At 63.1% G+C, this 23,375-nt stretch carries 26 protein-coding genes and 2 pseudogenes; 17 read left to right on the top strand and 11 right to left on the bottom strand.

Annotation, left to right across the window (positions count from 1 at the left end):
- Positions 1-19 precede the first annotated feature (19 nt).
- From ACZ89F_RS16550 to ACZ89F_RS16570, 5 genes are read right to left on the bottom strand one after another with little or no spacing between them, the layout of a single operon-like run.
- Positions 20-541: a CoA-binding protein gene (locus ACZ89F_RS16550; RefSeq protein WP_476093003.1), complete on the bottom strand. Its 522-nt coding sequence runs from the start codon at positions 539-541 to the stop codon at positions 20-22.
- Positions 528-1,292, bottom strand: coding sequence for a GNAT family N-acetyltransferase (locus tag ACZ89F_RS16555; RefSeq protein ID WP_476093004.1), 765 nt, complete (start codon positions 1,290-1,292; stop codon positions 528-530). Before ACZ89F_RS16555 ends, ACZ89F_RS16550 begins: the two co-directional genes overlap by 14 nt.
- A complete protein-coding gene (locus tag ACZ89F_RS16560) occupies positions 1,289-2,071 on the bottom strand; it encodes an AAA family ATPase (protein WP_476093005.1) in 783 nt (260 codons plus the stop codon). The genes ACZ89F_RS16555 and ACZ89F_RS16560 overlap by 4 nt, the downstream gene beginning before the upstream one ends.
- Complete coding sequence (locus ACZ89F_RS16565) at positions 2,071-2,493, bottom strand: VOC family protein (RefSeq protein ID WP_476093006.1); 423 nt, start codon at positions 2,491-2,493, stop codon at positions 2,071-2,073. Before ACZ89F_RS16565 ends, ACZ89F_RS16560 begins: the two co-directional genes overlap by 1 nt.
- A 2-nt stretch (positions 2,494-2,495) precedes the next feature.
- A complete protein-coding gene (locus ACZ89F_RS16570) occupies positions 2,496-3,317 on the bottom strand; it encodes an enoyl-CoA hydratase (protein WP_476093007.1) in 822 nt (273 codons plus the stop codon).
- A gap of 152 nt (positions 3,318-3,469) precedes the next feature.
- On the opposite strand from ACZ89F_RS16570, the gene ACZ89F_RS16575 reads away from it, so the two are divergent.
- The 5 genes from ACZ89F_RS16575 (at position 3,470) to rpsI (ending at position 5,784) form a co-directional block, all read left to right on the top strand.
- Positions 3,470-3,919 carry a PaaI family thioesterase gene (locus ACZ89F_RS16575; protein WP_476093008.1) on the top strand — a complete coding sequence of 150 codons (450 nt, stop codon included), beginning with the start codon at positions 3,470-3,472 and terminating at the stop codon, positions 3,917-3,919.
- A 47-nt stretch (positions 3,920-3,966) separates the two neighbouring features.
- Complete coding sequence (locus tag ACZ89F_RS16580) at positions 3,967-4,155, top strand: type II toxin-antitoxin system HicA family toxin (protein WP_476093009.1); 189 nt, start codon at positions 3,967-3,969, stop codon at positions 4,153-4,155.
- 22 nt (positions 4,156-4,177) lie between these two features.
- The gene (locus ACZ89F_RS16585) at positions 4,178-4,576 is read left to right on the top strand and encodes a type II toxin-antitoxin system HicB family antitoxin (RefSeq protein WP_476093010.1); all 399 of its coding nucleotides are present in this window, start codon (positions 4,178-4,180) and stop codon (positions 4,574-4,576) included.
- Positions 4,577-4,835: 259 nt separating this feature from the next.
- Positions 4,836-5,300 carry a 50S ribosomal protein L13 gene (rplM, locus tag ACZ89F_RS16590; RefSeq protein WP_013532205.1) on the top strand — a complete coding sequence of 155 codons (465 nt, stop codon included), beginning with the start codon at positions 4,836-4,838 and terminating at the stop codon, positions 5,298-5,300.
- Position 5,301: 1 nt separating this feature from the next.
- A complete protein-coding gene (gene rpsI / locus ACZ89F_RS16595) occupies positions 5,302-5,784 on the top strand; it encodes a 30S ribosomal protein S9 (RefSeq protein WP_023810272.1) in 483 nt (160 codons plus the stop codon).
- Positions 5,785-5,882: 98 nt separating this feature from the next.
- On the opposite strand, the gene ACZ89F_RS16600 is transcribed toward rpsI, so the two are convergent.
- On the bottom strand, positions 5,883-6,782 hold the full coding sequence (locus tag ACZ89F_RS16600) for a LysR family transcriptional regulator (RefSeq protein WP_476093011.1): 900 nt from the start codon (positions 6,780-6,782) through the stop codon (positions 5,883-5,885).
- A gap of 91 nt (positions 6,783-6,873) precedes the next feature.
- Here ACZ89F_RS16600 and ACZ89F_RS16605 point away from each other — a divergent pair, with 91 nt between their 5' ends.
- The gene (locus tag ACZ89F_RS16605) at positions 6,874-7,746 is read left to right on the top strand and encodes an aldo/keto reductase family oxidoreductase (protein ID WP_476093012.1); all 873 of its coding nucleotides are present in this window, start codon (positions 6,874-6,876) and stop codon (positions 7,744-7,746) included.
- 51 nt (positions 7,747-7,797) lie between these two features.
- On the opposite strand, the gene ACZ89F_RS16610 is transcribed toward ACZ89F_RS16605, so the two are convergent.
- Together ACZ89F_RS16610 and ACZ89F_RS16615 are read right to left on the bottom strand one after the other, a co-directional pair.
- A complete protein-coding gene (locus tag ACZ89F_RS16610) occupies positions 7,798-8,856 on the bottom strand; it encodes a glycerophosphodiester phosphodiesterase family protein (RefSeq protein ID WP_476093013.1) in 1,059 nt (352 codons plus the stop codon).
- 96 nt (positions 8,857-8,952) lie between these two features.
- Positions 8,953-10,161, bottom strand: a complete 1,209-nt coding sequence (locus tag ACZ89F_RS16615; RefSeq protein ID WP_476093014.1) for an acyltransferase family protein — start codon at positions 10,159-10,161, stop codon at positions 8,953-8,955.
- 124 nt (positions 10,162-10,285) lie between these two features.
- Here ACZ89F_RS16615 and speB point away from each other — a divergent pair, with 124 nt between their 5' ends.
- The 4 genes from speB to ACZ89F_RS16635 all read left to right on the top strand — a co-directional run bounded on the left by speB (position 10,286) and on the right by ACZ89F_RS16635 (position 13,488).
- Entirely contained in the window at positions 10,286-11,293 is a 1,008-nt protein-coding gene (speB, locus tag ACZ89F_RS16620) for an agmatinase (RefSeq protein ID WP_109669467.1), read from the top strand.
- A 30-nt stretch (positions 11,294-11,323) separates the two neighbouring features.
- Positions 11,324-12,250: an N-acetyl-gamma-glutamyl-phosphate reductase gene (argC, locus tag ACZ89F_RS16625; RefSeq protein WP_476093015.1), complete on the top strand. Its 927-nt coding sequence runs from the start codon at positions 11,324-11,326 to the stop codon at positions 12,248-12,250.
- Positions 12,250-13,089: an aminoglycoside phosphotransferase family protein gene (locus ACZ89F_RS16630; protein WP_476093016.1), complete on the top strand. Its 840-nt coding sequence runs from the start codon at positions 12,250-12,252 to the stop codon at positions 13,087-13,089. The genes argC and ACZ89F_RS16630 overlap by 1 nt, the downstream gene beginning before the upstream one ends.
- Positions 13,090-13,170: 81 nt before the next feature.
- On the top strand, positions 13,171-13,488 hold the full coding sequence (locus ACZ89F_RS16635; RefSeq protein WP_476093017.1) for a hypothetical protein: 318 nt from the start codon (positions 13,171-13,173) through the stop codon (positions 13,486-13,488).
- A gap of 19 nt (positions 13,489-13,507) precedes the next feature.
- Here the strand turns inward: ACZ89F_RS16635 and ACZ89F_RS16640 are convergent, their stop codons facing one another.
- Positions 13,508-14,599 carry a COX15/CtaA family protein gene (locus ACZ89F_RS16640; RefSeq protein ID WP_476093018.1) on the bottom strand — a complete coding sequence of 364 codons (1,092 nt, stop codon included), beginning with the start codon at positions 14,597-14,599 and terminating at the stop codon, positions 13,508-13,510.
- Between the two features lie 198 nt (positions 14,600-14,797).
- On the opposite strand from ACZ89F_RS16640, the gene ACZ89F_RS16645 reads away from it, so the two are divergent.
- Positions 14,798-15,013: a DUF2842 domain-containing protein gene (locus ACZ89F_RS16645; protein WP_013532215.1), complete on the top strand. Its 216-nt coding sequence runs from the start codon at positions 14,798-14,800 to the stop codon at positions 15,011-15,013.
- 16 nt (positions 15,014-15,029) lie between these two features.
- On the opposite strand, the gene ACZ89F_RS16650 is transcribed toward ACZ89F_RS16645, so the two are convergent.
- Positions 15,030-16,088, bottom strand: coding sequence for a polysaccharide deacetylase family protein (locus ACZ89F_RS16650; RefSeq protein ID WP_476093019.1), 1,059 nt, complete (start codon positions 16,086-16,088; stop codon positions 15,030-15,032).
- Positions 16,089-16,179: 91 nt separating this feature from the next.
- Here ACZ89F_RS16650 and ACZ89F_RS16655 point away from each other — a divergent pair, with 91 nt between their 5' ends.
- The gene (locus ACZ89F_RS16655) at positions 16,180-17,409 is read left to right on the top strand and encodes a GNAT family N-acetyltransferase (RefSeq protein WP_476093020.1); all 1,230 of its coding nucleotides are present in this window, start codon (positions 16,180-16,182) and stop codon (positions 17,407-17,409) included.
- Positions 17,410-17,412: 3 nt separating this feature from the next.
- On the opposite strand, the pseudogene ACZ89F_RS16660 reads toward ACZ89F_RS16655, so the two are convergent.
- Positions 17,413-18,127, bottom strand: a pseudogene (locus ACZ89F_RS16660) (GntR family transcriptional regulator).
- A gap of 263 nt (positions 18,128-18,390) precedes the next feature.
- Here ACZ89F_RS16660 and ACZ89F_RS16665 point away from each other — a divergent pair.
- From ACZ89F_RS16665 to ACZ89F_RS16685, 5 genes and pseudogenes are all read left to right on the top strand, one after another.
- Positions 18,391-19,479: an ABC transporter ATP-binding protein gene (locus ACZ89F_RS16665; protein WP_476093021.1), complete on the top strand. Its 1,089-nt coding sequence runs from the start codon at positions 18,391-18,393 to the stop codon at positions 19,477-19,479.
- Between the two features lie 34 nt (positions 19,480-19,513).
- The gene (locus ACZ89F_RS16670; protein ID WP_476093022.1) at positions 19,514-20,803 is read left to right on the top strand and encodes an ABC transporter substrate-binding protein; all 1,290 of its coding nucleotides are present in this window, start codon (positions 19,514-19,516) and stop codon (positions 20,801-20,803) included.
- Between the two features lie 153 nt (positions 20,804-20,956).
- Positions 20,957-21,802 (top strand): ABC transporter permease, encoded by an 846-nt coding sequence (locus ACZ89F_RS16675; RefSeq protein ID WP_476097296.1) that lies wholly within the window; start codon positions 20,957-20,959, stop codon positions 21,800-21,802.
- 1 nt (position 21,803) lies between these two features.
- On the top strand, positions 21,804-22,622 hold the full coding sequence (locus ACZ89F_RS16680) for an ABC transporter permease (RefSeq protein ID WP_476093023.1): 819 nt from the start codon (positions 21,804-21,806) through the stop codon (positions 22,620-22,622).
- Between the two features lie 2 nt (positions 22,623-22,624).
- Positions 22,625-23,372: pseudogene (locus tag ACZ89F_RS16685) on the top strand (aspartate/glutamate racemase family protein).
- Positions 23,373-23,375 lie beyond the last annotated feature (3 nt).

The following is a 23,375-nucleotide window of genomic DNA, read 5'->3' on the forward strand; positions in this document are numbered from 1 at the left end:
TTGCGCTTTTGCCCCTCGCCTATTTCTGGCGGACGCCGAAACTCTGGAATCCCGACCGCATCAGCGGCTTCTTCGACGACAGCACACCGGAGTTGACGCCGGTCCAGCCGATCTCACCGGACAGCTTGCCGTATTCGATCTTGGGGCAGCGGTTCATCACCACCTTGATGCCGGCAGCCTCGGCGCGCGCGGCGGCCTCGTCATGGCGCACGCCAAGCTGCATCCAGATCACTTTCGGCAAGGGATCGAGCCGCAACGCCTCGTCGACGATGCCGGGTACTGCCGCCGGCGCACGAAAAATGTCGACCATGTCGATCGGCTCCGGAATATCGGCCAACCTGGAATAGGTCATCCGGCCAAGAATTTCCTTGCCGGCCTGGCCGGGGTTGATTGGGAACACCGAAAACCCCTTGGCCAGCAGATATTTCAGCACGAAATAGCTCGGTCGCACATCGTTGGCGGATGCGCCGACCATGGCGATGGTCTTCACCGAATTGAGGATGCCGGCGATGTAGGTGTTGTCGTAGCTATCGTGGTTCATGCGGCTTCCTGCGGTAGTGGTATCGGTAAAGTTCACGGCTGAACCCAAGCGAGGCGTAGAGTGCGCGAGCCGGCGTGTTGTCGGCCACCACCTGCAAGCATGCCGCCGACGCCCCTGCCCGCCGCGCCCAGTCGATGAGGCGGCCGACGGTCTTGCGGCCCAGGCCTTGCTGCCTGAAACGGCCGTCCGTTTCAACTGATTCCACCACAAGCAGGCCGTTGCGGATGACACCATAGGCCAAGGCGGCAATTTCGCTGTCTCGTTTGCAGGAGACAAACGCCCGGTCACCGACAATCAGCCCGGTCATATACCGAAAGATGCGGCGCTCGGCGTCGTCAAAGGCCCCCATGCGGAACCGAGCCGCGAGCCAGTCCTCGTCCGGCACCTTCAAAACAGTGATCTGCTCGTCGCGGACTTCAGCCAGATCGCCGATCCCGGCATGGAGATGGATCGTTCCGCCTTCCGGCTGGTAGCCGCGATGGTCGAGTACGGCTTCGAGCTCGCGAGCGATGTCGGGAACCCGAAACAAGGGCGTCTGGCCATGGCCGATGTAGAAGGACTCGGCGGCGTCAATGACTGCATCAGGCGCGCCACGCTTGCCGCGCAAGGGATTGGCCGAATTGGTGCGCCGGATGCGTCCGCCCGATCGCCGCAGAAGCCAGCCATCAACCACCGTCTCGGTCGCCGCGGGCCAGCCTTCGCGGCACGCCTGCTCGATACGCCAGTTGAGATCATCGGTGGCGGCGCTCACGCGTCATCCTCCCGCAGCGCTTCCTCGATAAAGGCCTGCGGATCGGTGCAGAAGTCGCGCATCATGCGAAAATGATCGGTATCGCTGAAATCGGTGGGATCGAGTCCGAAGCGGCTGATCCGGAACAGCCGCGCTCCGGGACAAGCCATCAGCAGCGGCGAATGCGTCGCCATGATCACCTGCGCGGTGCCCGACTGGTCCATGCGGCGCAGCATCTTGAGCAGTTCGATCTGGCGCGACGGAGACAGTGCGCTCTCGGGTTCGTCGAGGATGTAGATGCCTTGCCTGCGGCAGCGCTCCTCGAAAAAGCGAATAAATCCCTCGCCATGCGACCAGGACAGGAAGTCCGGCGGTGGCGGCCTGAAGGGGTCTTCCAGCGCCGCCTGATCGAGATAGCGAGCCACGGAGTAGAAGGATTCGGCGCGAAAGAACCAGCCGGCGGTGACTTTTGGCAACCAGTGGCCACGGAATGTGTTTGCCAATGCGGCGCCACTTTTGTCGATGGCGCTGGAATGGTCGACCGGCCGGTAGCCCTTGCCGCCGCCGGCTTCGTCGTAGCCGGCCAGTGCGCCGATGGCCTCGAGCAGCGTCGATTTGCCGGTGCCGTTCTCGCCGACAATGATGGTGATCGGCGTGGTGAACTCGAGTTCGAACTCGTGGCCGCGAAACAGCGGCAGGTTCCAGGGATATTTTTCCCAATCCTCGACCCGCGCCGGATCAAGCAGGATGCGCTTGAGATAGGGGGCCTTGAGCCGCGTCAGCTGCTTGCGATGGGCCATCAGCCAGGTAGCGAAATCGTGCCGTCTTCCGCGATCGGAAAGGCCGGATTGTGCGCCACTTCCCAGACATGCCCGTCCGCATCGGCGAAATAGCCGTACCAGCCGCCCCAGAAGGCACGGCCGGCCGGCTTGACGATGCGGCCGCCGGCCTTTTCCGCCATGGCGAGCAGCTCGTCGACCTCGGCGTCGGAGCGGGTGTTGTAGGCGAGGTAGACAGCCGACGGCGCCCCAGCGAAAGCAATGCCGGAATCCTCCTCGGCGCTGGGGCGCGGAAACAGGCCGAGAATGACGCCGCCCATCTGGAAGAAGGCGACACCGTCGGTTATGCCGGCATGACGTGTCAGGCCCATCGCCTTATAGAAGCGCACGGCGCGGTCGAGATCGTCGGTGGCGATCGTTATGATGGAGATGCGTGGTTCCACGATTACTCGTCCATCCATTCCGGCTTGCGCTTGCCGATGAAGGCGCCGATGCCTTCCTCGGCGTCACGCGCCAGCATGTTTTCAACCATGATGTTGCCGGTATAGGCATAGGCGTCCGCCAGGCTCATTTCGGCCTGTGCGTAAAAGGCCTCCTTGCCGGTCTTGATCACCAAAGATGATTTGGAAGCAATGGTTTGCGCGTATTTGGTGACGATCTGATTCAGGTATTCGCGCGGCACGACGCGGTTGACCAGGCCGAACTCCTTGGCGGTTGCCGCATCGATCGTCTCGCCGGTCAACAGCATCTCCATCGCATGCTTGCGCGAGACGTTGCGCGACAGCGCCACCATCGGCGTCGAACAGAACAGGCCGATGTTGACGCCCGGCGTGCAGAAGGTCGCCTCGTGCGAGGCGATCGCCAGATCGCAGCTGGCGACCAGTTGCAGCCCGGCGGCGGTGGCCAGGCCGTCGACCTCGGCGATGATAGGCAAGGGATGACGCACGATCGCCGGCATCAGCGTCGCACAAGCCGCGAACGTCTCTGCAAAAAAGGCCTTGCCACGATCGTCGTCAGCACGGCGCGCTGTCATTTCCTTGAGGTCGTGGCCGGCGCAGAACACCTTGCCGGCCGCCGACAAAACGATGACGCGAACGGCCTTGTTGGTCTTGGCGCCCTCGAGTTCCGCCGTCAGCGCCGCCATAACCGCCAGCGACAGGGCGTTGGCGGGCGGATTGGCGAGCGTGAGGCGCAGCACGCCCTTGTCCAGTTGTGCGACAACCGGACCTTCAATGGCGGCAGGCTTGATGGCAAGGATTTCGGCCATGGATAAGGTCTCCGCGATTCCGCTCGGGGCTGCCAGAGTATCTAATACCGGATCGGGTTCCGTCCAACACCCCATCGCTTGCGCCAGGGGACGAAGGTTGCCAGAAATGCCGCGCTGCGCCCATACAGCTACGCATAAAACGAGAGACCCACATGCCCGCCCAGACCAATTTGAAGCCGGTGCTGACCGCCCAACAAGTCAATGCGCTGATGGAAACCGTCTATCCGCAGCTTAATGAGCAGTTCAAATATTTCGAGGCGATCGACGTGTTCCCTGGCGGCTGCACCGTGCGGCTCAATGCCGGTGAACGGCATCTGCGTCCCGGCGGTACCGTATCCGGCCCGTCGCTGTTCACGCTGGCCGACATCGGCGGATACGTCTGCGTGCTCAGCCATGCCGGGCCGGATGCGCTTTCCGTCACCGTCAACCTCGACATCAACTTCGTCCGCAAGGCCGAGGCTGGACCGATCGACGGCCATTGCCGCATCCTGAAGCTGGGGAGGAGCCTGATGGTGTTCGACATCGACATCGTCGCCGGCCCGGACGGACACACGGTGGCGCACGCCACCGGCACCTATTCGATCCCGCCGAAACGATCCTGACGATTGAATTTTCGCTCGATGTGTATATATATGCGCACAGGTGACTTTTGCTCGAACGTGACAGCCGTAAGATCGTAAAGCGTCTCAAGGAGGATGGGTTCGAGCTGATTTCCGTACGCGGCTCGCACCACAAATTCCGGAAGGGCGAGATCGTGTTGATTGTTCCGCATCCCGAGAAAGATCTACCAACCGGCACCGCTCGCGCGATCGCCAAGCAAGCTGGTTGGATCAGGTAGGCTGACGTGCCTGGAGGCCGTAATGAAGAACTATTTCGCCTTGGTCGACAAAGATTCCGACAGCGCGTTTGGTATCCGCTTTCCGGACATTCCCGGCTGCTTTTCGGCTGCGGACGCGGCGGAAGATATCGTGCCCAATGCCGTTGAGGCCTTGCAATTGTGGGCAGAGGACATGCCCGTTCCCGAACCGTCCAGCCACGAAGCAATTGTCACCCTCCCCGACATACGCAACGCACTTGCCGAAGGTGGCTATCTGGTCTCCGTGCCGCTCATCGACAATGACAGTGCCGTCGTCAGGGCGAACGTCACTTTCGAGCGAGGTGTTTTGCGGGCGATCGACGCCGCCGCCCGCGAGCGCGGAATTACGCGATCAGCGTTCCTTTCGAGCGCCGCACGCAGAGAAATCGAGGCGAAGCACTGAGGCTGCCCCAGGCAAGCGGTCGCGGATCGGTGCGGTAAAATAATACCGTTTATCTAAGGCATTGTTTTCAATGAACTTTACCTACTATCAGCCTTTTCGCGTGTCTTGACGCCACAACCGCCCTCGCCTATAAGCCCCTCACAAAGCAGCGGCCCGCAAAGGCCGCCGTTTTGTTATTGGCTGCGGGCAAGCGCTTTTCGCCAATCCAAGCAACAAGAAACGCCTTCCCTTATGAAGGTCACAACCGAGAGCAGAAAACATGACAACCTTTTCGCAGAAGCCTGCGGATGTGGTGAAGAAGTGGATCCTGATCGACGCCGAGGGTCTCGTCGTCGGCCGTCTCGCCACTGTCATCGCCAATCATCTTCGCGGCAAGCACAAGCCGACCTTCACCCCGCATGTCGACGACGGCGACAACGTCATCGTCATCAATGCCGACAAGGTGGTGTTCACCGGCAAGAAATTCACCGACAAGGTCTATTACTGGCACACCGGCCACCCAGGCGGCATCAAGGAGCGCACCGCGCGCCAGCTGCTCGAGGGTCGTTTCCCCGAGCGTGTCGTCGAGAAGGCCGTTGAGCGCATGGTCCCGCGTGGCCCGCTCGGCCGTCGCCAGATGAAGAACCTGCGCGTCTATGCAGGCGCCGAGCATCCGCATGTCGCCCAGCAGCCAGTCGTGCTCGACGTGGCCAAGCTGAACGCCAAGAACAAGAAGGTCGCATAAGATGGCTGAGCTTTCCTCGCTCGCAGAACTGGGCGCCGCCACCGGCAACACCAACACGCAGCCGGCAGCCCCCGTCCACGTCCAGAAGCTCGACAAGTCGGGCCGCGCCTATGCCACCGGCAAGCGCAAGAACGCCATTGCGCGCGTCTGGGTGAAGCCGGGTTCCGGCAAGATCATCGTCAACGACAAGGAATTCGCGACCTATTTCGCGCGTCCGGTCCTGCAGATGATCCTCAACCAGCCGATCATCGCCTCCAACCGCGCCGGCCAGTACGACATCGTCGCGACCGTTGTCGGCGGCGGTCTCTCCGGCCAGGCGGGCGCCGTGCGTCACGGCATCTCCAAGGCGCTGACCTACTACGAGCCGACGCTGCGCGCCGTGCTCAAGAAGGGCGGCTTCCTGACCCGCGACAGCCGCGTCGTCGAGCGCAAGAAGTACGGCAAGGCGAAGGCCCGTCGTTCGTTCCAGTTCTCGAAGCGCTAAGCGTTCCGAAACTTCAGACAATCGAAAAGGCCGCCTCCGGGCGGCCTTTTTTGCTTGTGGGGTGACGGCTCCGGGGTGGCAATGCCTGGCGGCAGACCTCAGGACCTGCCGGCCTTGATGAAATCAATAAACGCCCGCAGCGGGGCTGGCACCAGGCGCCGGCCGGGATAATAGAGAAACGGCCCGGGAAAACTCGGCCACCACGGTTCGAGAATGGGCTCAAGCGCGCCGCTGTCGAAGTAAGGGCGAAGCCAGCCCTCGAAGAGGCCGATGATGCCGGTGCCGGCGATAGCCGCGTCGACGGCAAGATCGGTTGCCCCACCGATCCGCACGATCAGCGGCCCCGTCGGATCGACCCGCACCACCTCGCCGTCGCGCTCGAATTCCCAAGGCAGCATCGCACCGCTGGCAAAGCGTCCACGCACGCAAGAGTGGCCAAGCAGGTCGCTCGGGTGTTCCGGGCGCCCATGGCGTTCGAGATAGGCTGGGCTGGCGGCGGTGGCGAAATGCTGAACGCGCGGCCCGATCGGCACCGCGATCATGTCCTGTTCCAGCCGCTCGTCATAGCGGATGCCGGCGTCGCAGCCGGCTGCCAGCACGTCGACAAAGTTCTCGTCGGCGATCACCTCCAGCCGGATACCGGGATAGGCGGCGAGGAACCCCGGGACGATATCGGGCAATATCAATCGCGCGGCGCTGACCGGCACATTGAGACGCAACGAGCCCGCCGGCCTGTCGCGAAAGCCGTTCACCACGTCCAGCGCCGCCTCCACCTCCGACAGCGCCGGGCCGAGCCGTTCCAGCAGGCTGAGGCCCGCCTCGGTCGGGACGACGCTGCGCGTCGTGCGGTTGAACAGCCTGACACCGAGCTGCACTTCCAGGCGACGCACTGCCTCGCTCAAGCCGGAGGCGCTGCCGCCGCTCGCACGCGCGCCGTCGCGGAAGCCGCCGGCGCGCGCCACCGCCACGAAAGCGTTCAGATCACTGAGGTCCATCATTGTTCGTAATTCCGCACAGCCTGTGTGGATTGTACCTGATTATCACGAGGTTGAGCAGCGCCTATCTCTGTCTCCTCAAAGGAGATCAATCATGTCCAATATTCAACAGGCCGGCACCTTCACCCTTGGCAGCCACACCGTGAAGCGGCTCGGCTACGGTGCCATGCAGCTCGCCGGACCCGGCGTGTTCGGGCCACCCAAAGACCATGACGCGGCCTTGGCCGTGCTGCGCGAGGCCGTTGCGCAGGGGATCGACCACATCGACACCAGCGACTTCTACGGTCCGCACGTCACCAACAGGCTGATCCGCGAGGCGCTGGCGCCCTACAAGGACGATCTGGTCATCGTCACCAAGATCGGCGCCCGCCGCGGCACGGATGGATCGTGGTTGCCGGCCTTTTCTCCCCAAGCGCTGACCCAGGCGGTGCATGACAATCTGAACAATCTCGGCCTCGAAGTGCTCGATGTGGTCAATTTGCGCATCATGTTCGATACCCATGGTCCCGCCGAAGGGTCGATCGAAGCGCCGCTCGCCGTGCTGGCCGGACTTCAACAACAGGGTCTGATCAGGCACATCGGGCTGAGCAATGTGACACCGGTGCAGATCGCTGAAGGGCGCCGGATCACCGAGATCGTCTGCGTGCAGAACCAGTACAATCTGGCGCATCGCGGCGACGACGCCCTGATCGACGACCTTGCCCGCGACGGCATCGCCTATGTGCCGTTCTTCCCGCTCGGCGGCTTCAATCCGCTGCAATCCTCCACCCTGTTGGACGTCGCAGCGCGACTCGGCGCCACCCCTATGCAGGTCGCGCTCGCCTGGCTGCTGCGCCGCGCGCCCAATATCCTGCTGATCCCCGGCACATCGTCGGTCGGGCATCTGCGGGAGAACCTCGCCTCTGCCGAACTCGCGCTTTCGGACGATGTGCTCAGGGAACTAGAGGGCGTGGCGATGGCCGCTTGAGATTAGCCAATCTCCCCCCTCGTGGGGGAGATTGGCTGCTGCAGCGGCCGCTTAGTTGATGCTTGCCGTGTTGGCAGGCTCAGTCGGCCGCGTCTCGTCGGCATATGGCACGCGAAAACCATTCGCCGCCAGCCAGTCGATGGCCGCCTTCGGCTCGTCGGTCTGAATGATGGTGGCGCCGCGATCGGCCCAGAAACCCCAGCTTTCGCGTGGCAGGCTGGCCTGCACCGCCAGTTCGTCGCCGCGGCCGCCAGCAAGGAAGCCGCCCGGCTTGTTGACGATGGCATAGGTGTCGGCCCAGATGTGCCAGTCGCCCCGCACCGCAGCCGCTCGCATGCGCGTGCTGAACAACGGTCCGCCGGTCTCGGTCAATTTCTCGGCGCCTGCCCGCCAGTTGATCAACTCGATCGCCCGCGGCGAGAACGCGTGGTCGACGGTCTCGGCGAAACCGGCATCATGGACCGCGTCATCGGCGATGATCGGCATGAACTGGAAGCCGCCGCCGATGACATCCATGGCGGCCTTCACCGTGGAAATCCGGGTAGAGTTCCACAGGTTCTCCTTGACGATGACCTGCTCGGCCATGCCGAGATCGCGGGCAACCGCGATCATGCCTGGGAGATCGCCGACGTCGAGTTTGTTGTCGAGGTTGATGAGGATCCTGTCCCTGGTCGCCATCAGCATCTCGCGCAGCGTCGAGACCTTTTCACCTGTCACCGCACCGGTGCCTTCGACCACCAGGCTGCAGGTCTTCAGTTCGGCCAGCGTGTATTTGACCACCTCGCCCTTGCAGGTCGTGGTGCGGTCGAGCCAACTGTCATGCATGACGACGAACTCGCCGTCCTTCGAGCGCCTTATGTCGACCTCGATGATTTCGGCGCCCATGGCGACCGAGCCTTCGACAGCAGCAATCGAATTTTCCGCATAGAGCGTCTTGCCGGCCTGCATGCTGCCGGCGCGATGCGCGGCCACCATCACGTGGTCGCGCCATTGGTTAGCATGCTCGAAGCGGTCGAGGATCTGTCTGGCGCGGCTTTCGCCGGCCAAGGCTTGGCCAGAGGCAGCCGCCAGGGCCGTGGAAAGCAGAAGGCTCAGCCAGATGGTCCGCATCGAGAATCGCTCCTTGCCGGATCGAAACCCGGATAGGCGATGCCCGTGACATCTGGGTGAACGAAGCCGGCTAGCAGCTTTCGCAAAATGCTCGCGTCAGATGCGTTTCGAGAGCCGGCGGAACCACGCCATGGCCGGCATCTCAATGAGGCGCCACGTGATCCAGGAGGCGGCGATGGTGGCGGCGAGCATGACGACGATCGCTACCGATCCCGTCCAGCCGGCACCGAAGCCGGTGGCAGGCTGGCCGCGCAACATGAAGTCGCCGATCAGACCGAGACCGAGCTTGCGCTCGACGAGCCCCGCAACGTTGATCAGCCGCGCCTGGACGAAGATGTGGACCATGTAGATCGAGTAGGACAGCGCGCCGAGCGTCAGCATGAACGGCATCTTGAGCAAGGCGCTGATCCAGCCGCCCTCATGGGCGAACAGAAACAGCGCCAGCGCGAACACCAGGGGTGCCGCGATGCCGAAATCATTGCCGCCGGCCAGCGAAACGAAAAGCACGATGACGGCCACCATGACGATCTCGGCGAGGGTCCAGTCCATCCGCGGGCCGCTCCTGGCGAGGGCCTGTCGTGCCCCTGCAATGGAATCATGCTGAAACCAGGCCAGCAAGGCGCCGAGCGAGAAGCCGTACAGGCAGCGGATGAAGCCGAAATCGAAGGACACATCCATATGATGGGTCGAGAAGCCGAGCAGGAACAGCGGCGCGGTGACGGCGGCCGCAACGAACCATATCCAGGCGCGTGCGCCAGCGACGAAGACCACGCCAGCGAACAGGAGATAGGCGAAGAACTCGGCCGAAATGCTCCAGCTTGGCGCATTCCAGGTCAATTGATCCTCGAAGCCGACACCCTGCAGCAGGAGAAGATTGGCAAGCAGACTCCTAGGGTCGAAGCCGCCGGTGAAGGGAGCAGCCCCGGTGCCGTGCAGTTGCGGCAACATCAGCCGCAGCAGCTCGAAGCCGGCAAAGGCGGCAAGCATGAGCAGATGCAGCGGGTAGATGCGGCCGAAACGGACCAGGGCGAAACGAGCGACCTGTTCCGGCTGATTGAGCCGATCGCCGTAGCTGCTGGCAATGACGAAGCCGGACAGAACGAAGAAGAAATCGACGAAAAGGTAGGACGAACCGATGAAGGCGCTTTGCGAAACCGTCGAACCGGTCGGGAAGTGAAACAGCGCCACCAGAAGCGCGCAGATGCCGCGCCACGAATCGAGGACCAGGAAGCGTTCACCGGCGATCGTACCGGTGTGGGTCGACACCGCCGCTCGGGGAGGATTGAGAAACGCGACCTGCGTCATGATGATACAAATCCTGTCTTGCCGTGGCACTCGCGCAGCGCCATCCCGTCTCGCCAAGCTGTGACTGGCATCTTCCGTGCCGGTTCTGTAGTTGTTGCACCCCGACGAAAAACGAGGATCCGTAATGGCGAACAACAACATCGACAACGCCTTCACCGCCCGTTCCAAAACGGGCGCCGCGTTCGAGCCGACCTATTCCGGCGCGCTGTCGTTCATGCGGCGCAAATACACCAAGGACGTGAAGGGCGCGGATGCGGTGGTGTGGGGTATTCCCTTCGATGCCGCCGTCACCAACCGGCCCGGCGCTCGATTCGGGCCGCAGGCTATACGCCGCGCCTCGGCGATCCTCGACAACGACCCGCAATATCCGTTCTCGCGTGATCTGTTCGAACATCTGGCGGTCGTCGACTATGGCGATTGCCTGCTCGACTCGGGCAACCACCAGAAGACGCCCGGAACGATCGAGCGCGAAGCGGCCAAGATCCTCAAATCCGGTGCCTTCCTGCTGACGCTCGGCGGCGACCATTTCGTCACCTGGCCGCTGCTCAAGGCGCATGCCGCCATCCATGGACCGCTTGCCCTGGTGCAGTTCGATGCGCATCAGGATACCTGGCCGGACGACGGCAAGCGCATCGACCACGGATCCTTCGTCGGCCGCGCCGTCAAGGAAGGCATCATCGATCCCGACCGTTCGATCCAGATCGGCATCCGCACCCATGCCCCCGACACGTTCGGCATCAAGATCCTCTACGGCCATGAAATCGAGGAGATGCGGGCGTCCGATATCGCCTACGCCATCGTCGACCGCACCGGCGGCAAGAAGACCTATCTCACCTTCGACATCGACTGCCTCGATCCGGCCTATGCGCCGGGAACCGGCACGCCGGTTGCCGGCGGACCGTCCTCGGCGAAGATACTGTCGACGCTGCGCCAACTCAACCAGATCGATATTGTCGGCGCCGATGTCGTAGAGGTTGCGCCGGCCTATGATCACGCCGATATAACGGCGATCGCCGGCTCGATGGTGGCCATGCAGTATCTCGGCCTGCTGGCGGAGCGAAAGGCACGGCTTGAAGAGCTGAACAACGGCCATCACAACGGTGCCGCAGTGAATCACGGCAACGGCATATAGTCCTAGAATATCAGGGAATTTGATCAATCCATGAAACCGAAAATCTTCATCGACGGCGAACACGGCACCACCGGCCTGCAGATCCGGGCGTTGCTGGCCGAGCGCGGCGACCTGGAAATCATCTCGGTTCCCGCCGAGCGCCGCAAGGAAACGGCTGCGCGCGCCGAGTTCCTCAATGCCGCCGATGTCGCTATCCTGTGCCTGCCCGACGATGCGGCGAAGGAAAGCGTCTCGCTGATCGCCAACGACACCACCAAGGTCATCGATGCGTCGACCGCGCATCGCGTGGCGGAAGGCTGGGCCTATGGTTTCGCCGAGATGGACAAGAGGCAGGCGAAGACAATTGCCTCGGCAAAACGCGTCGCCAACCCCGGCTGCTGGCCGCAGGGACCGATCGCAACGCTGCGGCCGCTGGTCACATCAGGCTTGTTGCCTGCCGATTTCCCGATCACCGTCAACGGCATTTCGGGCTATTCGGGCGGCGGACGGCCGATGATCGAGGACTATGTCGCCAAGGGCGAGGACGCCTCGGAATTCCTGCCCTACGGCCTCACTCTGCAGCACAAGCACGTGCCGGAACTGAGGGCCTATGCCAGGCTGTCGCATGATCCGATCATGCAGCCGGCGGTCGGCAATTTCGCGCAGGGCATGATCACGGTGGTGCCGCTGCAGCTTGGCGGCCTCGACCATGTGCCGACGGGTGCGGAGCTGCATGCGGCAATTGCCGACCATTTCGCCGCGATCAAGGGCGGCGTGGTCGAGGTGGCGCCCTATGCGCATTCAGAGCGCATGCCGGAGATCGATCCGGAGATCTACAACGGCACCAACCGGATGAAGGTCTACGTCTTCGCCAACGACAAACGGGCGCAGGCCCTGCTGCTGGCGGTCTATGACAATCTCGGCAAGGGCGCCTCGGGTGCCGCTGTCCAGAACATGGACCTGATGCTCGGCCTCTGATGGACGCGCCAGCCTTTCCACCGCGCTGGAAGGTCAGCGCGCCCGAACTCATTGCCGAGACCTTTTCGAGCCGCATCTGGAAGGTTTTGCGCGAAGACGGCTCTCCAGCGATCGTCAAGGCACTCAAGCCTTTCGATGATGTCGCCGACGAGTTGCGCGGCGAGCATTTCCTTGCCTGGCGGCGTGGCGAAGGCGCGGTGCGCCTGCTCGGCCGCGACGGCCACAACATGCTGCTCGAATATGCCGGTGAAACCCTTCTGCAGCAGGTTCTTGACGAACAGGGCGACTTAGCGGCGACCGCAATTGTGGCCGACGTGATGGCAAAACTGTTTTCGCCTGGGAAAGACCCCTTCCCGCCCGAGCTTCAGCCGCTGAGGGAGCGTTTTTCAAGCCTGTTCAAGAAGGCCAATACCGACCGAGACGCCGGCCATGACAGCCTCTATGTCGAGGCCGCCGTCATCGCCGATCGGTTGCTGGCCAATCCGCACGATATCAGGCCCCTGCATGGCGACCTGCATCACGAAAACATCCTGCACGGGCCGCGCGGCTGGCTGGCCATCGATCCCAAGGGCGTTCTCGGCGATCCCGGCTTCGACGCCGCGAACATGTTCTACAACCCGCTCGACCGCGATGAGCTCTGCCTCGATCCGGAACGGATCGCGCATATGGCGGAAGTCTTTGCCAAGACGCTTGGCCAGACACCGCCAGCCATCCTCGATCATGCCATCGCCTATGGGTGCCTGTCGGCATCCTGGCATCATGAAGACGACAATGCCGTCGAGGAGAACCGCGAATTGTCGATCGCCGAGGTGATCCGGGCGGTGCAGGCAAGCTTCTGATCGCACAGGCAACGGCGCGGTAACCGCTTCTTCACCACGATAGGCTACTAACTGATCTTCGGCTCCACTTCGGGATTTGTCATGGTCAGCGCGATTTCGGGTTCCTCGCAGGCAACCCAGTATTCCTCGTCCAGTTCGTCGAGCAATGCAGCCCAGGAGGCCGCGCTCGAAAAGCAGATCCAGGACCTGAAAGACCAGGCCAAGGCGATCACGGATCAGGTCAAGGCCGCCCAGGTACAGCAGGATATCGCCGTGGCCCAGGCCAAGCTTGATGCGCTCAAGGCCGCCGACAAGGCAGCCAAAGCCGATCAGGGCCAGTCCGCACAATCCGCCGCGGCGTTGCGCCAGGCGGAATTCGACGGCGAGAAGACGACATCTTCAAACGAATTCTGGATGTGACTGGCCGATCGGCTCGGGATCAGTTCCTGAGCGCGATATCGTGCGGCAAGGGATAGGCGCCCTTGGTGCCGCGCCAATGGGCTGTTGCAAAGCCCAGCACGATGAGCGCAAATCCCTGATGGGTCAGCGCCATATGCAGCGGCACATGCATCAGCAGCGTGCCGATGCCGATCGAGGCCTGCACCAGCACCAGCAGAAACAGCAACGTCGCGCGCCGCGCATGCGTTGAGCCCGGCAGCCGCCGGCGCGTGGCGATCATGTGCCACAAGGCCATGATGAACACCATGTAGGCACCGAGCCGATGGATGAACTGCACCGTCTTCGGATTCTCGAAGAAGTTACGCCATGCCGGCTCGAGGATCAGCAGATCGCCCGGGATGATCTTGCCATCCATCAATGGCCAGGTGTTGTAGCTCAGGCCCGCGTCGAGCCCGGCAACCAGGCCGCCGAGATAGATCTGGACCAGCGCCAGAAGCACGATGAAGCCGGCCAGCCTCTGCGTCGACCGATCGGCGGCGGGCTCGGAATGCGGCGCCAGCCCACGCGCGACCACCATGGTCGCGGTGAAGATCAGCGCGGCGAGCGTCAGGTGGGTCGCCAGCCGGTACTGGCTGACGGAGACCCGGTCGACCAGGCCGGAGGCCACCATCCACCAGCCAATGGCGCCTTGCAGGCCGCCGAGCAGGAGAATGCCCACGAGTTTCGGACCCAGGCCGCGCTCGATGCGGCGCGTCGCCCAGAAAAACAGCAGCGGCAAGGCAAAGACCAGGCCGACGCTGCGCGCCAGGATGCGGTGCGCCCATTCCCACCAGAAGATCGACTTGAAGGCCTCGATGGTCATGCCCTTGTTAAGCTCGGCATATTGCGGGATCTGCTGATAGAGCTGGAATTCCTCCTGCCACTCGACGTCGTTGAGCGGCGGGATCACGCCGTGGAGCGGCTTCCACTCCGTGATCGACAGGCCGGAATCGGTGAGCCTGGTGGCGCCGCCGACCAGCACCAGCGCAAACAGCACCAGAAGCACCACATAGAGCCAGCCGCGCAGCAGCGCCCGGTTATGCAGGTCGCGGTCGCGGGCGACGTATGGCGCGGCAGCTGATATGGCAGCCATGATCTTGTCCCGGCAGGTTGGTTTGGCGGATTGGTGGACCATCGCACCCGCGCTGGCAAGGCCATGCGGCGCGGCACGCCGTCGCGCCGCGCCTCACCGGTTGCACAGCCTCGCGCCAAGGCCTATGCGAAGCCAACACCCTTGAGCCTGCCAGGCCGTCTGTGCGAATTGCCGGCATGCTCTACCAGGAGACCAACCATGCCCCTGCGCCTGAAAAAGCTGATCGGAATGTTTCTGCTGGTGGCGCTGGTCATCATCTATGCGCTGGTCGCATCGATCTTCGCGGTGGCCCGGCTGTCGGAATCGGGCCCGTGGGTGCATTTCCTGTTCTTCCTGCTCAGCGGCCTGCTCTGGGTGCTGCCGGCGATGGGCATCATCAAATGGCTGATGCTGGAGCCGAGGGCCAAGCGCTGAGCGAAACCTGCCACCGTCAGATGGTAACGACCATCTTGCCGGCATTGGCGAGCGGCGTCGTCACGCCCGACAGCATGGTGCGGATGTGGGCGAGGCTCTGGTAGCGGCCATTGACTGAAATGCGCGGCAAGGCATGCAGGAACCCGGCATGCTCGGCGCGCAGCACACCGTGGCGCGTGGTCACGGCAGAGGTGTAGCCGGCGTCGCGGACAAAGCCGACTTCGCGGCAGCCGACAGCACTTGCATAGCCATACGGGTAGGCGAAATGGCTGGACTTTTCGCCCAGTTCGGCCTGCAAGATGGCGCGCACGGCGCCGATCTCGTGCCGGGCATCGGCCTCGGAAAGCCGCTTCAGATTGCTGTGGTTGATCGTATGGGCGCCGATCGTCACCAGCGGATGCGCGGCGATACGGCGGATTTCGTCCCAGTTCATCAATGTCCGCAGGCGCGGGCCGTCGGCGTCGACGCCATTTGTGCGAGCCAGATCGCGCAACACCGCCTGCAGATCCTCTTCGCGGACTTCGGAGGTGAGATAGGCGTGCAGGCGTGCATTGGCCTGCAGTTTCTTCGCAGGTGTCGAGCAATCGATCGTTAGGGGACCATTCGGTCGCGTCAGAGTGAGGCTATCGCGAGCTTTGACGATATCCTCGACCACATCCCACCACAGGTCGGCCGTGCCGTTGATCAGCCCCGGCGCGACATAGATGGTGATCGGCGCGCCGTGCTTCGCCAGCACCGGCAGCGCCTCGGTCATGTTGTCGCGATAAGCGTCGTCGGCGGTGATGGTGGCAAACTCGCCGCCCTTGCCGCCTGCCTTGATGCGTTCAACGGCTTCGTCCATGGAGACAAAGGCATAACCATGCGCCTTCATGTCGGCGATCATGGCATCGAGGAACCCGGGCGCGATGTTGAGATGCCGGTTGACGCTGTCCGGCTTTTCCGGCGTCGCGGTAACGCGGTGCAGCATCAAGATGGCGCCAATGCCGCCGATGAACGGTTTGGCCAGCGGTGCGAGACCGGTATAGCGGGCGACGTTCAGCGCCAGTTTCCGGATTGTCTCCCCGCCGTCGATCATTCATTCACCTTTTGCGCCTAGGCTGATCCAAGCACGGAATGCGCCTACGCGAACCCCCAAATCGCGATCAATACGCCCTAAGGATTGAGGTATGGTTGACGCTGCAGCGTCATTTGACGGCAATCGGCTTGCGGCGACCGAGGCGTCGTCGCGCGCCTTGCCACGGGACCATGCCGGCCTGTCGATTTCAGTGGCATCCAAGGACGGACTCACGGCCTATGCCGAGTTCTGCCGCTCGGCCCTGTTTGCGCCGCCACAGAGTGCCGCCTGGATCCTGAACTGGGCGGCTGAGGTCGAACCGGATCTGCTTGTCGCGACGCTGAGCGCCGAAGGCAAGCCGGTCTTTTCGCTGGCCCTGGAGGTCACCGCCAGCGGTCCGTTCCGCGTCGCCCGCTTCATGGGTGGCCGCCACGCCAATGGTAACTTCGTCGCCGCGCATCCGCACTGGCTGGCAAGAGCGGATATCCCGGCCATCCGAGCAATGCTGGCGGCCATCGCCAAGGCACGTCGCGACATCGATCTCGTCGCGCTCGAGCGATTGCTGCCCGATCTCGATGGCATCGCCAATCCCCTCGCCTCGCTTGACCATTTTGCCAGCCCCAATCTGTCGCTGGCCGTCGACCTCGCCGGCGGCTTCGATGCGCTGCTTTCTCGCGCCAGCGGCAAACGCAAGCGCAAGAAGCACCGTTCGCAGATCCGGAAATTCGAGGCCGTCGGCAGCCATCGGCGCATCGAGGCTCGCACCGCAGACGAGGTGGACAGGCTGCTCGACGCCTTTTTTGAGATGAAGGAACTCCGCTTCCGCAAGATGGGCATCGCCAACGTCTTCGGCGACGGGCAGGTACGCGGCTTCTTCCGCGCGCTGTTTTCGCAAGCACTTAGGGAGGACAAGCCTCCCTTCGTGCTGCACGGACTCGAGGTTGCCGGCAAGCTGCGCGCCATCACCGGGTCGAGCCGCTCGGGCAAGCGGCTGATCTGCGAGTTCGGCGCGATCGCCGAGGACGATCTCGGCCACACCAGCCCCGGCGATTTCCTGTTCTTCGACAACATCCAGGAAGCCTGCGAGACCGGCTTCGAAGTCTATGATTTCTCCGTCGGTGACGAGCCTTACAAGCGGCTGTGGTGCGATCTCGAAACCCGGCATTTCGAGGTGCTGATCCCATTGACGCTTAAGGGCCGCGCGCTGGCGCTGATGCTTCGGCAAGGTGCATGGCTCAAGGCCTTCATCAAGAACAGCCCGACGATATGGAAGCTGACCAAGATGCTGCGCCGCAAGGCGGTCGGACAGGCGGCATCCACTGCCGGCGAAGACGACAGCTAGCTCTCAGAAATTGAGGGCTTCCCGGAGCGCCGGACCGGCCCTGACACGCAGATCGAGATCGGCCTCGATATGATCGATGTGGTGCAGCATCAACCGGCTCGCCAGCCCGCAATCGCCGCTGCCCAGTGCGCCGACAATTTCCGTGTGCTCGCTGTGCCCACAGGCCGATATGCCAGACCGCCCGTAAAGGGCGATGACCAATGACGAGCGCGCCACCAGTTCCTCCATGAAGCGCTGCAGGATGGCGTTGCCGGCAACGGCGGCGAGCAGCAGGTGGAAGTCGCCCGACGCCTTGATTTCGGAACGCCGCGCGGTCGGGCCGCGCTCAGCGATGAAGCGGCCCTCCTCGTCGAGCTGCGCCTTGAAGGCAGCGATGTCGGCGGCGGTGACGCGCCCGCAGGCGGCGATGGCAATGCCCGGCTCGATCAGCCTGCGCGAGGCGAACACCTGGCGCGCTTCCTCTGGCGACGGGTTGGCCACGAAGGCGCCACGGTTGCGCTCGGTGCGCACAAGGCCCTCAAAAGGACAGCATCTGCAACGCCGCGCGCGCCACCGTGCGGCTGACGTCGAACAGCGTGCCGACCTCGCCTTCCGACAGTTTGGTGCCCGGAGCCAGCCGGCGGTCGACGATGGCGTCGCGCAACTGGTCGCGGATCGCTTGCGCGCGGTCCTGCGTGGCGCTGTCGGTAGCGGAATAGATCTGGTCGGCGATGTTCATGGCGGCAATTCTTTCCGTCCCCTTCTAACGCGACTCCCGACGCCAGGACGAGAGGCAAAGTGGACACGAAGGTAAAAAAGATTGCATACGATTTATGTGCATATCGCGGACAATCGCCCATAATTTGTGCAATGCACAAAACAGCTCACCTGATAGGCGTCGCCCAAAAATCCTGATTTTCCCGACGATTCAAGCGCTTGGCCGGTCATCTCGCGATTGGCACGCATGATGCATTGGTTAGTGCGACTAAACGGGGAAGCCTGATGTCCAAAGCCGCCGAAATCGACATTGTGTCCGTTTCGAAAGTCTATGGAACGACGACCGCCGTCGAGGATATCAGCCTGAAGATCCCGGCGGGAACCTATTGCTGCCTGCTCGGCCCTTCCGGCTGCGGCAAGACATCGACGCTGCGCATGATCGCCGGCCACGAGAGCATTTCATCAGGCGATGTCCGCCTCGGCAATGTGGTGGTGACGGACCTGCCGCCGGCCAGGCGCGGCACGGCGATGATGTTCCAATCCTATGCGCTATTCCCGCATCTCGACCTCATCGACAATGTTGCCTTCAGCCTGAAGATGAAGGGCGTCGACAAGGAAAAGCGCCGTACCAAGGCGCTGGACATGCTGAAGCTGATGCAGATGGAGGCCTATGCCACGCGCCGGCCCGCGCAGCTTTCCGGCGGCCAGCAGCAGCGCGTCGCGCTGGCGCGTGCGCTGATCACCGATCCCGAGGCGCTGCTGCTCGACGAACCGCTGTCGGCGCTCGACCCGTTCCTGAAGATCCGCATGCGCGCCGAGCTGAAGAAGCTGCAGACCTCGCTTGGCATCACCTTCGTCCACGTCACCCACAGCCAGGAGGAGGCGATGGCGCTCGCCGACCTGATCGTGGTGATGAATGACGGCCGCATCGAACAGGCGGCCCCGCCGCGCGATGTGTTCGAGCGGCCGGCGACAGCCTTCGTCGCGCGTTTCATGGGCGACCACAACGTCATCTCCGGCCGGGTCACCGGTGAGCGCAACGGCATGGTCGTCTTCGACATCAATGGCGGCGCCTCGCTTGCCGCCAGCGGCCAGCCACAGGAAGTGGGGGCGCCGATCGACATCGCCATCCGCACCGACCATGTGCGCATCGGCGAGCCGCCCTCGCCCGGCCTCGGCTTCACCGGCATCGTCTCCAACATCGAATATCGCGGCGCCACGGTAAAGCTCTCCGTCACCGGCGCCGGCATCGACGATTTCACCGTCATTGTCGACGATTCCGACTTCTTCGCCAGACCCGTCGCCATTGGCGACGCCGTACCGCTGGCCTGGGATTGCGAGGACGCCATCGTTCTCGGCCGCCTTCATTCATGACGTCAACGAAGCACAACAAGACAGGGGAATAGGCATGACAAACACTGCGCAAACCAAGACCGGCATTTCGCGCCGTTCGCTGCTCAAGACGGGTGCCGCTGCCGTCGGCCTGGCCGCCGGCTCAGGTGCCATAACAGGTTTTCCGACCATCTGGGCCCAGTCCAACATCACGCTGCGCCAGTTCGGCACCGGCGTGTCGAACCTCAACGCCATCGCCGACAAGTGCAAGGCCGACCTTGGCATCACGCTGGAAATGACCGCGACCGATTCAGATGCGGCCGCCCAGCGCGCCGTCACCCAGCCCGACAGCTACGACATCGCCGACATCGAATATTGGATCTGCAAGAAAGTGTTCCCGAGCGGCGTGCTGCAGCCGATGGATGTCAGCAAGCTGAAATATTACGACGAGCTGGTGCCGCTGTTCAAAACCGGCAAGCTGACGCCCGACAGCGTCATCGCCCAGGGCACCGCGCCGCACACGGTCGGCTTTGTCGAGGCGCAGGACTCGAAGGTCTTCGCCAAGGCGCCGACCAACTGGTTCACCATGGTGCCGACCATCTACAACGCCGACACGCTGGGCATCCGCCCCGACCTCGTCGGCCGCGACATCACCACCTGGGCCGACATCATGGATCCGGCCTTCAAGGGCAAGACCGCGATCCTCAACATCCCCTCCATCGGCATCATGGACGCGGCGATGATCATGGAAGCCATGGGCAACATCAAATATGCCGACAAGGGCAACATGACCAAGGAGGAGATCGACAAGACGATCGACTTCCTGATCAAGGCCAAGCAGGACGGCCAGTTCCGCGCCTTCTGGAAGTCCTTCGACGAGAGCGTCAACCTGATGGCGTCGGGCGAAGTCGTCATCCAGTCGATGTGGTCACCGGCCGTCGCCGCCGTCCGTTCCAAGGGCATCGCCTGCCGCTTCCAGCCGCTCAAGGAAGGCTACCGCTCATGGGGCGGCGGCCTCGGCCTTGCGGCACATCTCTCGGGCGCGCAGCTCGATGCGGCCTATGAGTACATCAACTGGTACACGTCGGGCTGGGTCGGCGGTTATCTCAACCGCCAAGGCTACTATTCGGCCAACATGGTCTCGGCCAAGAAGTTCATGACCGAGGACGAATGGGGCTACTGGATCGAAGGCAAGCCTGCCAAGGGCGACATCAAGGCGCCCGACGGCACGGTCATGGAAAAGGCCGGTGCCTTGCGTGACGGCGGCTCGTTCGAAGAGCGCATGGGCCATGTCGCCTGCTGGAACTCGGTCATGGACGAAGACCGCTACATGGTGAAGCGCTGGAACGAGTTCATCGCGGCGTAAGGCAAAGCCAGCGCCTCCTTCTTCCCTTCTCCCTTGCGGGAGAAGGGAACGCAGTTCAAGCCGCATCGCCAAATCCGAGAATATTGATGACAGTCGCGCTCGAACGCCCCGCAATAGCGACCGCCAAAACCGACCAGGCGCCGCCGCTTCTCCATCGGCGCCGTCACGCCCTACCTGCAATCCGCACCGCTGGCCCTTATCCTCGGTGCGTTCCTGCTCCTGCCCATCATCATGATCGTCGTCGTCTCCTTTTGGGACTACGACTTCGCCGCCATGTATCCGGATTTCCTGACCACCAACTATTCCGACGTGCTGGGCTCCTGGGTCACCTGGAAGACCTATCTCAACACACTGAAATTCGCGGCCATCGTCTGGGCGCTGACCTTGTTCATCGGCTTCTGGGTCGCCTATTTCCTCGCCTTCCACATCCGCACCACGGCCATGCAGATGGTGCTGTTCCTGGTCTGCACGGTGCCGTTCCTGACCTCCAACATCATCCGCATGATCTCGTGGATCCCGGTGCTCGGTCGCAACGGGCTGATCAACTCGACGCTGGTGCATCTGGGCCTGGTGCCGAAGCCGATCGAATGGTTGCTCTATTCGGAATTCGCGGTGGTGCTGGCCATGGTGCATCTCTACACGCTGTTCATGGTGACGCCGATCTTCAACACGCTGATGCGCATCGACCGCTCGCTGGTCGAGGCCGCGCGCGACGCCGGCGCTTCCGGCTGGCAGGTGCTGTGGAACGTCATCCTTCCGCTGGCAAAACCAGGCATGGCGATCGGCACCATCTTCGTCGTCACCCTGGTCATGGCCGACTTCTCCACCGTGCAAGTGATGTCGGGCGGGCAGAGCGCGTCCGTCGCGCTGATGATGAAGAACCAGATGTCGCTGCTGCAATATCCGGCCGCCGCCGCCAACGCGGTTGTCCTTTTGGTGCTGGTGCTTTTGATGGTCGCCGGCATCCTGCGCATCGTCGACATCCGCAAGGAGCTGTGACGTGAACCACGAAAAGCGCAGCTTCGAATTCTACGTGCTGGCGGTGTTCTTCACGCTCTTCGTGCTGTTCCTCTACGGCCCGCTGTCGGCGATCCTGATCCTGTCCTTCCAGGGCGAAACCGGCGGCCTCACCTTCCCGCTCAACGGCGTGTCGCTGCACTGGTTCGCCAACCTGTTCGAGCGCCAGGCGGTCGGCGATTTCGGCGGCAGCTTCAAGCGCTCGCTGGTGCTGGGCGTCATGGTGATGATCGTTACCGTCGCTGTCTCGCTGCTTGCCGGCCTCGCCTTCCGCCGGAAATTCCGCGGCGCCACCGCGCTGTTCTACCTGGCGGTGGCCAGCCTCGTCGTGCCCTCGATCATCATTTCACTGGGCATCGGCGTCGTCTTCCAGCAGATCGGCTTCCGCCCGGCCTGGTACACGTCGGCCTTTGGCGCGCATCTGACCTGGACGCTGCCCTTCGGCGTGCTGATCATGTTCGCCGTCTTCAACCGCTTCTCGCCAGCCTATGAGGAAGCCGCACGTGACCTCGGCGCCACCTCCTGGCAGACCTTCGCCCATGTCGTGCTGCCGATGATCGCGCCGAGCCTGATCGGCGTCGGCCTGTTCGGCTTCACGCTCTCCTACGACGAGTTTGCCCGCACGCTAATGACCTCAGGGACCTTCAACACGCTGCCACTCGAGATCTACGGCATGACCACCAATGTGACGACACCGGTGCTGTACGCGCTGGGCACGGTGACGACCGTGTTCTCGTTCCTGGTGATCCTGGCAACGCTGGGCGCCATCCTCTATGTCGGCCGTCGCAGGGTCCGGGCCTGATCGTGCAGATATTGATAGTGAACCCCAACACGACGGCCAGCATGACCGAGACCATAGGTGCTGCGGCGCGCGGCGTCGCCGGCGCCTGGACGGAGGTCATCGCCGTCACCTCGTCCATGGGACCGGTCTCGATCGAAGGCTATTATGACGAGGCGCTGGCCGTGCCCGGCCTTTTGATGGAGATCGCCGCTGGTGAACGGCGCGGCGCGCAGGCTGCCATCATCGCCTGTTTCGATGATACCGGTCTGGATGCCGCGCGCGCGATGGCCAATATCCCCATCATCGGCATCTGCGAGGCAGCGCTCACCCATGGCTGCCTTCATCGCCCAGCGCTTCACAGTCGTGACCACCACAGAACGCTCGCGTGTCCCTGTCGAAGGACTGGTGCAGCGCTACGGCATGTCGGGACGCGCCCGTGTGCGCGCCGCCGACATTCCGGTGCTTGCGCTCGAAGATCCTGCATCGGGCGCGGTCGGCAAACTGCGCGACGAAATCGCCCGGGCCATCGACGAGGACCGCGCTGAGGCCATCGTGCTCGGCTGCGCCGGCATGGCCGATCTTGCACACCGGCTGCGAGCGGAATTCGGACTGCCGGTCATCGACGGCGTCGGCGCCGCACTCAAGCAGGCCGAAGCGCTGATCGCACTCGGCCTGTCGACGTCGAAGCGCGGCGCCTATGCGAGCCCGCTGGCCAAGCCCTATCGCGGTGTGCTGAAATCCTTCTCACCTGGAGCCGTTGCCGCGGAGTGAGCG

This window comes from Mesorhizobium sp. USDA 3734 (genome assembly GCF_056279665.1).

Excerpts from the sequence above, each read along its gene's own strand:
- ACZ89F_RS16550 (WP_476093003.1), bottom strand. The coding sequence starts at position 541 with ATGAACCACGATAGCTACGACAACACCTACATCGCCGGCATCCTCAAT.
- ACZ89F_RS16560 (WP_476093005.1), bottom strand. The coding sequence starts at position 2,071 with ATGGCCCATCGCAAGCAGCTGACGCGGCTCAAGGCCCCCTATCTCAAG.
- ACZ89F_RS16570 (WP_476093007.1), bottom strand. The coding sequence starts at position 3,317 with ATGGCCGAAATCCTTGCCATCAAGCCTGCCGCCATTGAAGGTCCGGTT.
- ACZ89F_RS16575 (WP_476093008.1), top strand. The coding sequence starts at position 3,470 with ATGCCCGCCCAGACCAATTTGAAGCCGGTGCTGACCGCCCAACAAGTC.
- ACZ89F_RS16585 (WP_476093010.1), top strand. The coding sequence starts at position 4,178 with ATGAAGAACTATTTCGCCTTGGTCGACAAAGATTCCGACAGCGCGTTT.
- rplM (WP_013532205.1), top strand. The coding sequence starts at position 4,836 with ATGACAACCTTTTCGCAGAAGCCTGCGGATGTGGTGAAGAAGTGGATC.
- rpsI (WP_023810272.1), top strand. The coding sequence starts at position 5,302 with ATGGCTGAGCTTTCCTCGCTCGCAGAACTGGGCGCCGCCACCGGCAAC.
- ACZ89F_RS16600 (WP_476093011.1), bottom strand. The coding sequence starts at position 6,782 with ATGATGGACCTCAGTGATCTGAACGCTTTCGTGGCGGTGGCGCGCGCC.
- ACZ89F_RS16605 (WP_476093012.1), top strand. The coding sequence starts at position 6,874 with ATGTCCAATATTCAACAGGCCGGCACCTTCACCCTTGGCAGCCACACC.
- ACZ89F_RS16610 (WP_476093013.1), bottom strand. The coding sequence starts at position 8,856 with ATGCGGACCATCTGGCTGAGCCTTCTGCTTTCCACGGCCCTGGCGGCT.
- ACZ89F_RS16615 (WP_476093014.1), bottom strand. The coding sequence starts at position 10,161 with ATGACGCAGGTCGCGTTTCTCAATCCTCCCCGAGCGGCGGTGTCGACC.
- speB (WP_109669467.1), top strand. The coding sequence starts at position 10,286 with ATGGCGAACAACAACATCGACAACGCCTTCACCGCCCGTTCCAAAACG.
- argC (WP_476093015.1), top strand. The coding sequence starts at position 11,324 with ATGAAACCGAAAATCTTCATCGACGGCGAACACGGCACCACCGGCCTG.
- ACZ89F_RS16630 (WP_476093016.1), top strand. The coding sequence starts at position 12,250 with ATGGACGCGCCAGCCTTTCCACCGCGCTGGAAGGTCAGCGCGCCCGAA.
- ACZ89F_RS16635 (WP_476093017.1), top strand. The coding sequence starts at position 13,171 with ATGGTCAGCGCGATTTCGGGTTCCTCGCAGGCAACCCAGTATTCCTCG.
- ACZ89F_RS16640 (WP_476093018.1), bottom strand. The coding sequence starts at position 14,599 with ATGGCTGCCATATCAGCTGCCGCGCCATACGTCGCCCGCGACCGCGAC.
- ACZ89F_RS16645 (WP_013532215.1), top strand. The coding sequence starts at position 14,798 with ATGCCCCTGCGCCTGAAAAAGCTGATCGGAATGTTTCTGCTGGTGGCG.
- ACZ89F_RS16650 (WP_476093019.1), bottom strand. The coding sequence starts at position 16,088 with ATGATCGACGGCGGGGAGACAATCCGGAAACTGGCGCTGAACGTCGCC.
- ACZ89F_RS16655 (WP_476093020.1), top strand. The coding sequence starts at position 16,180 with ATGGTTGACGCTGCAGCGTCATTTGACGGCAATCGGCTTGCGGCGACC.
- ACZ89F_RS16665 (WP_476093021.1), top strand. The coding sequence starts at position 18,391 with ATGTCCAAAGCCGCCGAAATCGACATTGTGTCCGTTTCGAAAGTCTAT.
- ACZ89F_RS16670 (WP_476093022.1), top strand. The coding sequence starts at position 19,514 with ATGACAAACACTGCGCAAACCAAGACCGGCATTTCGCGCCGTTCGCTG.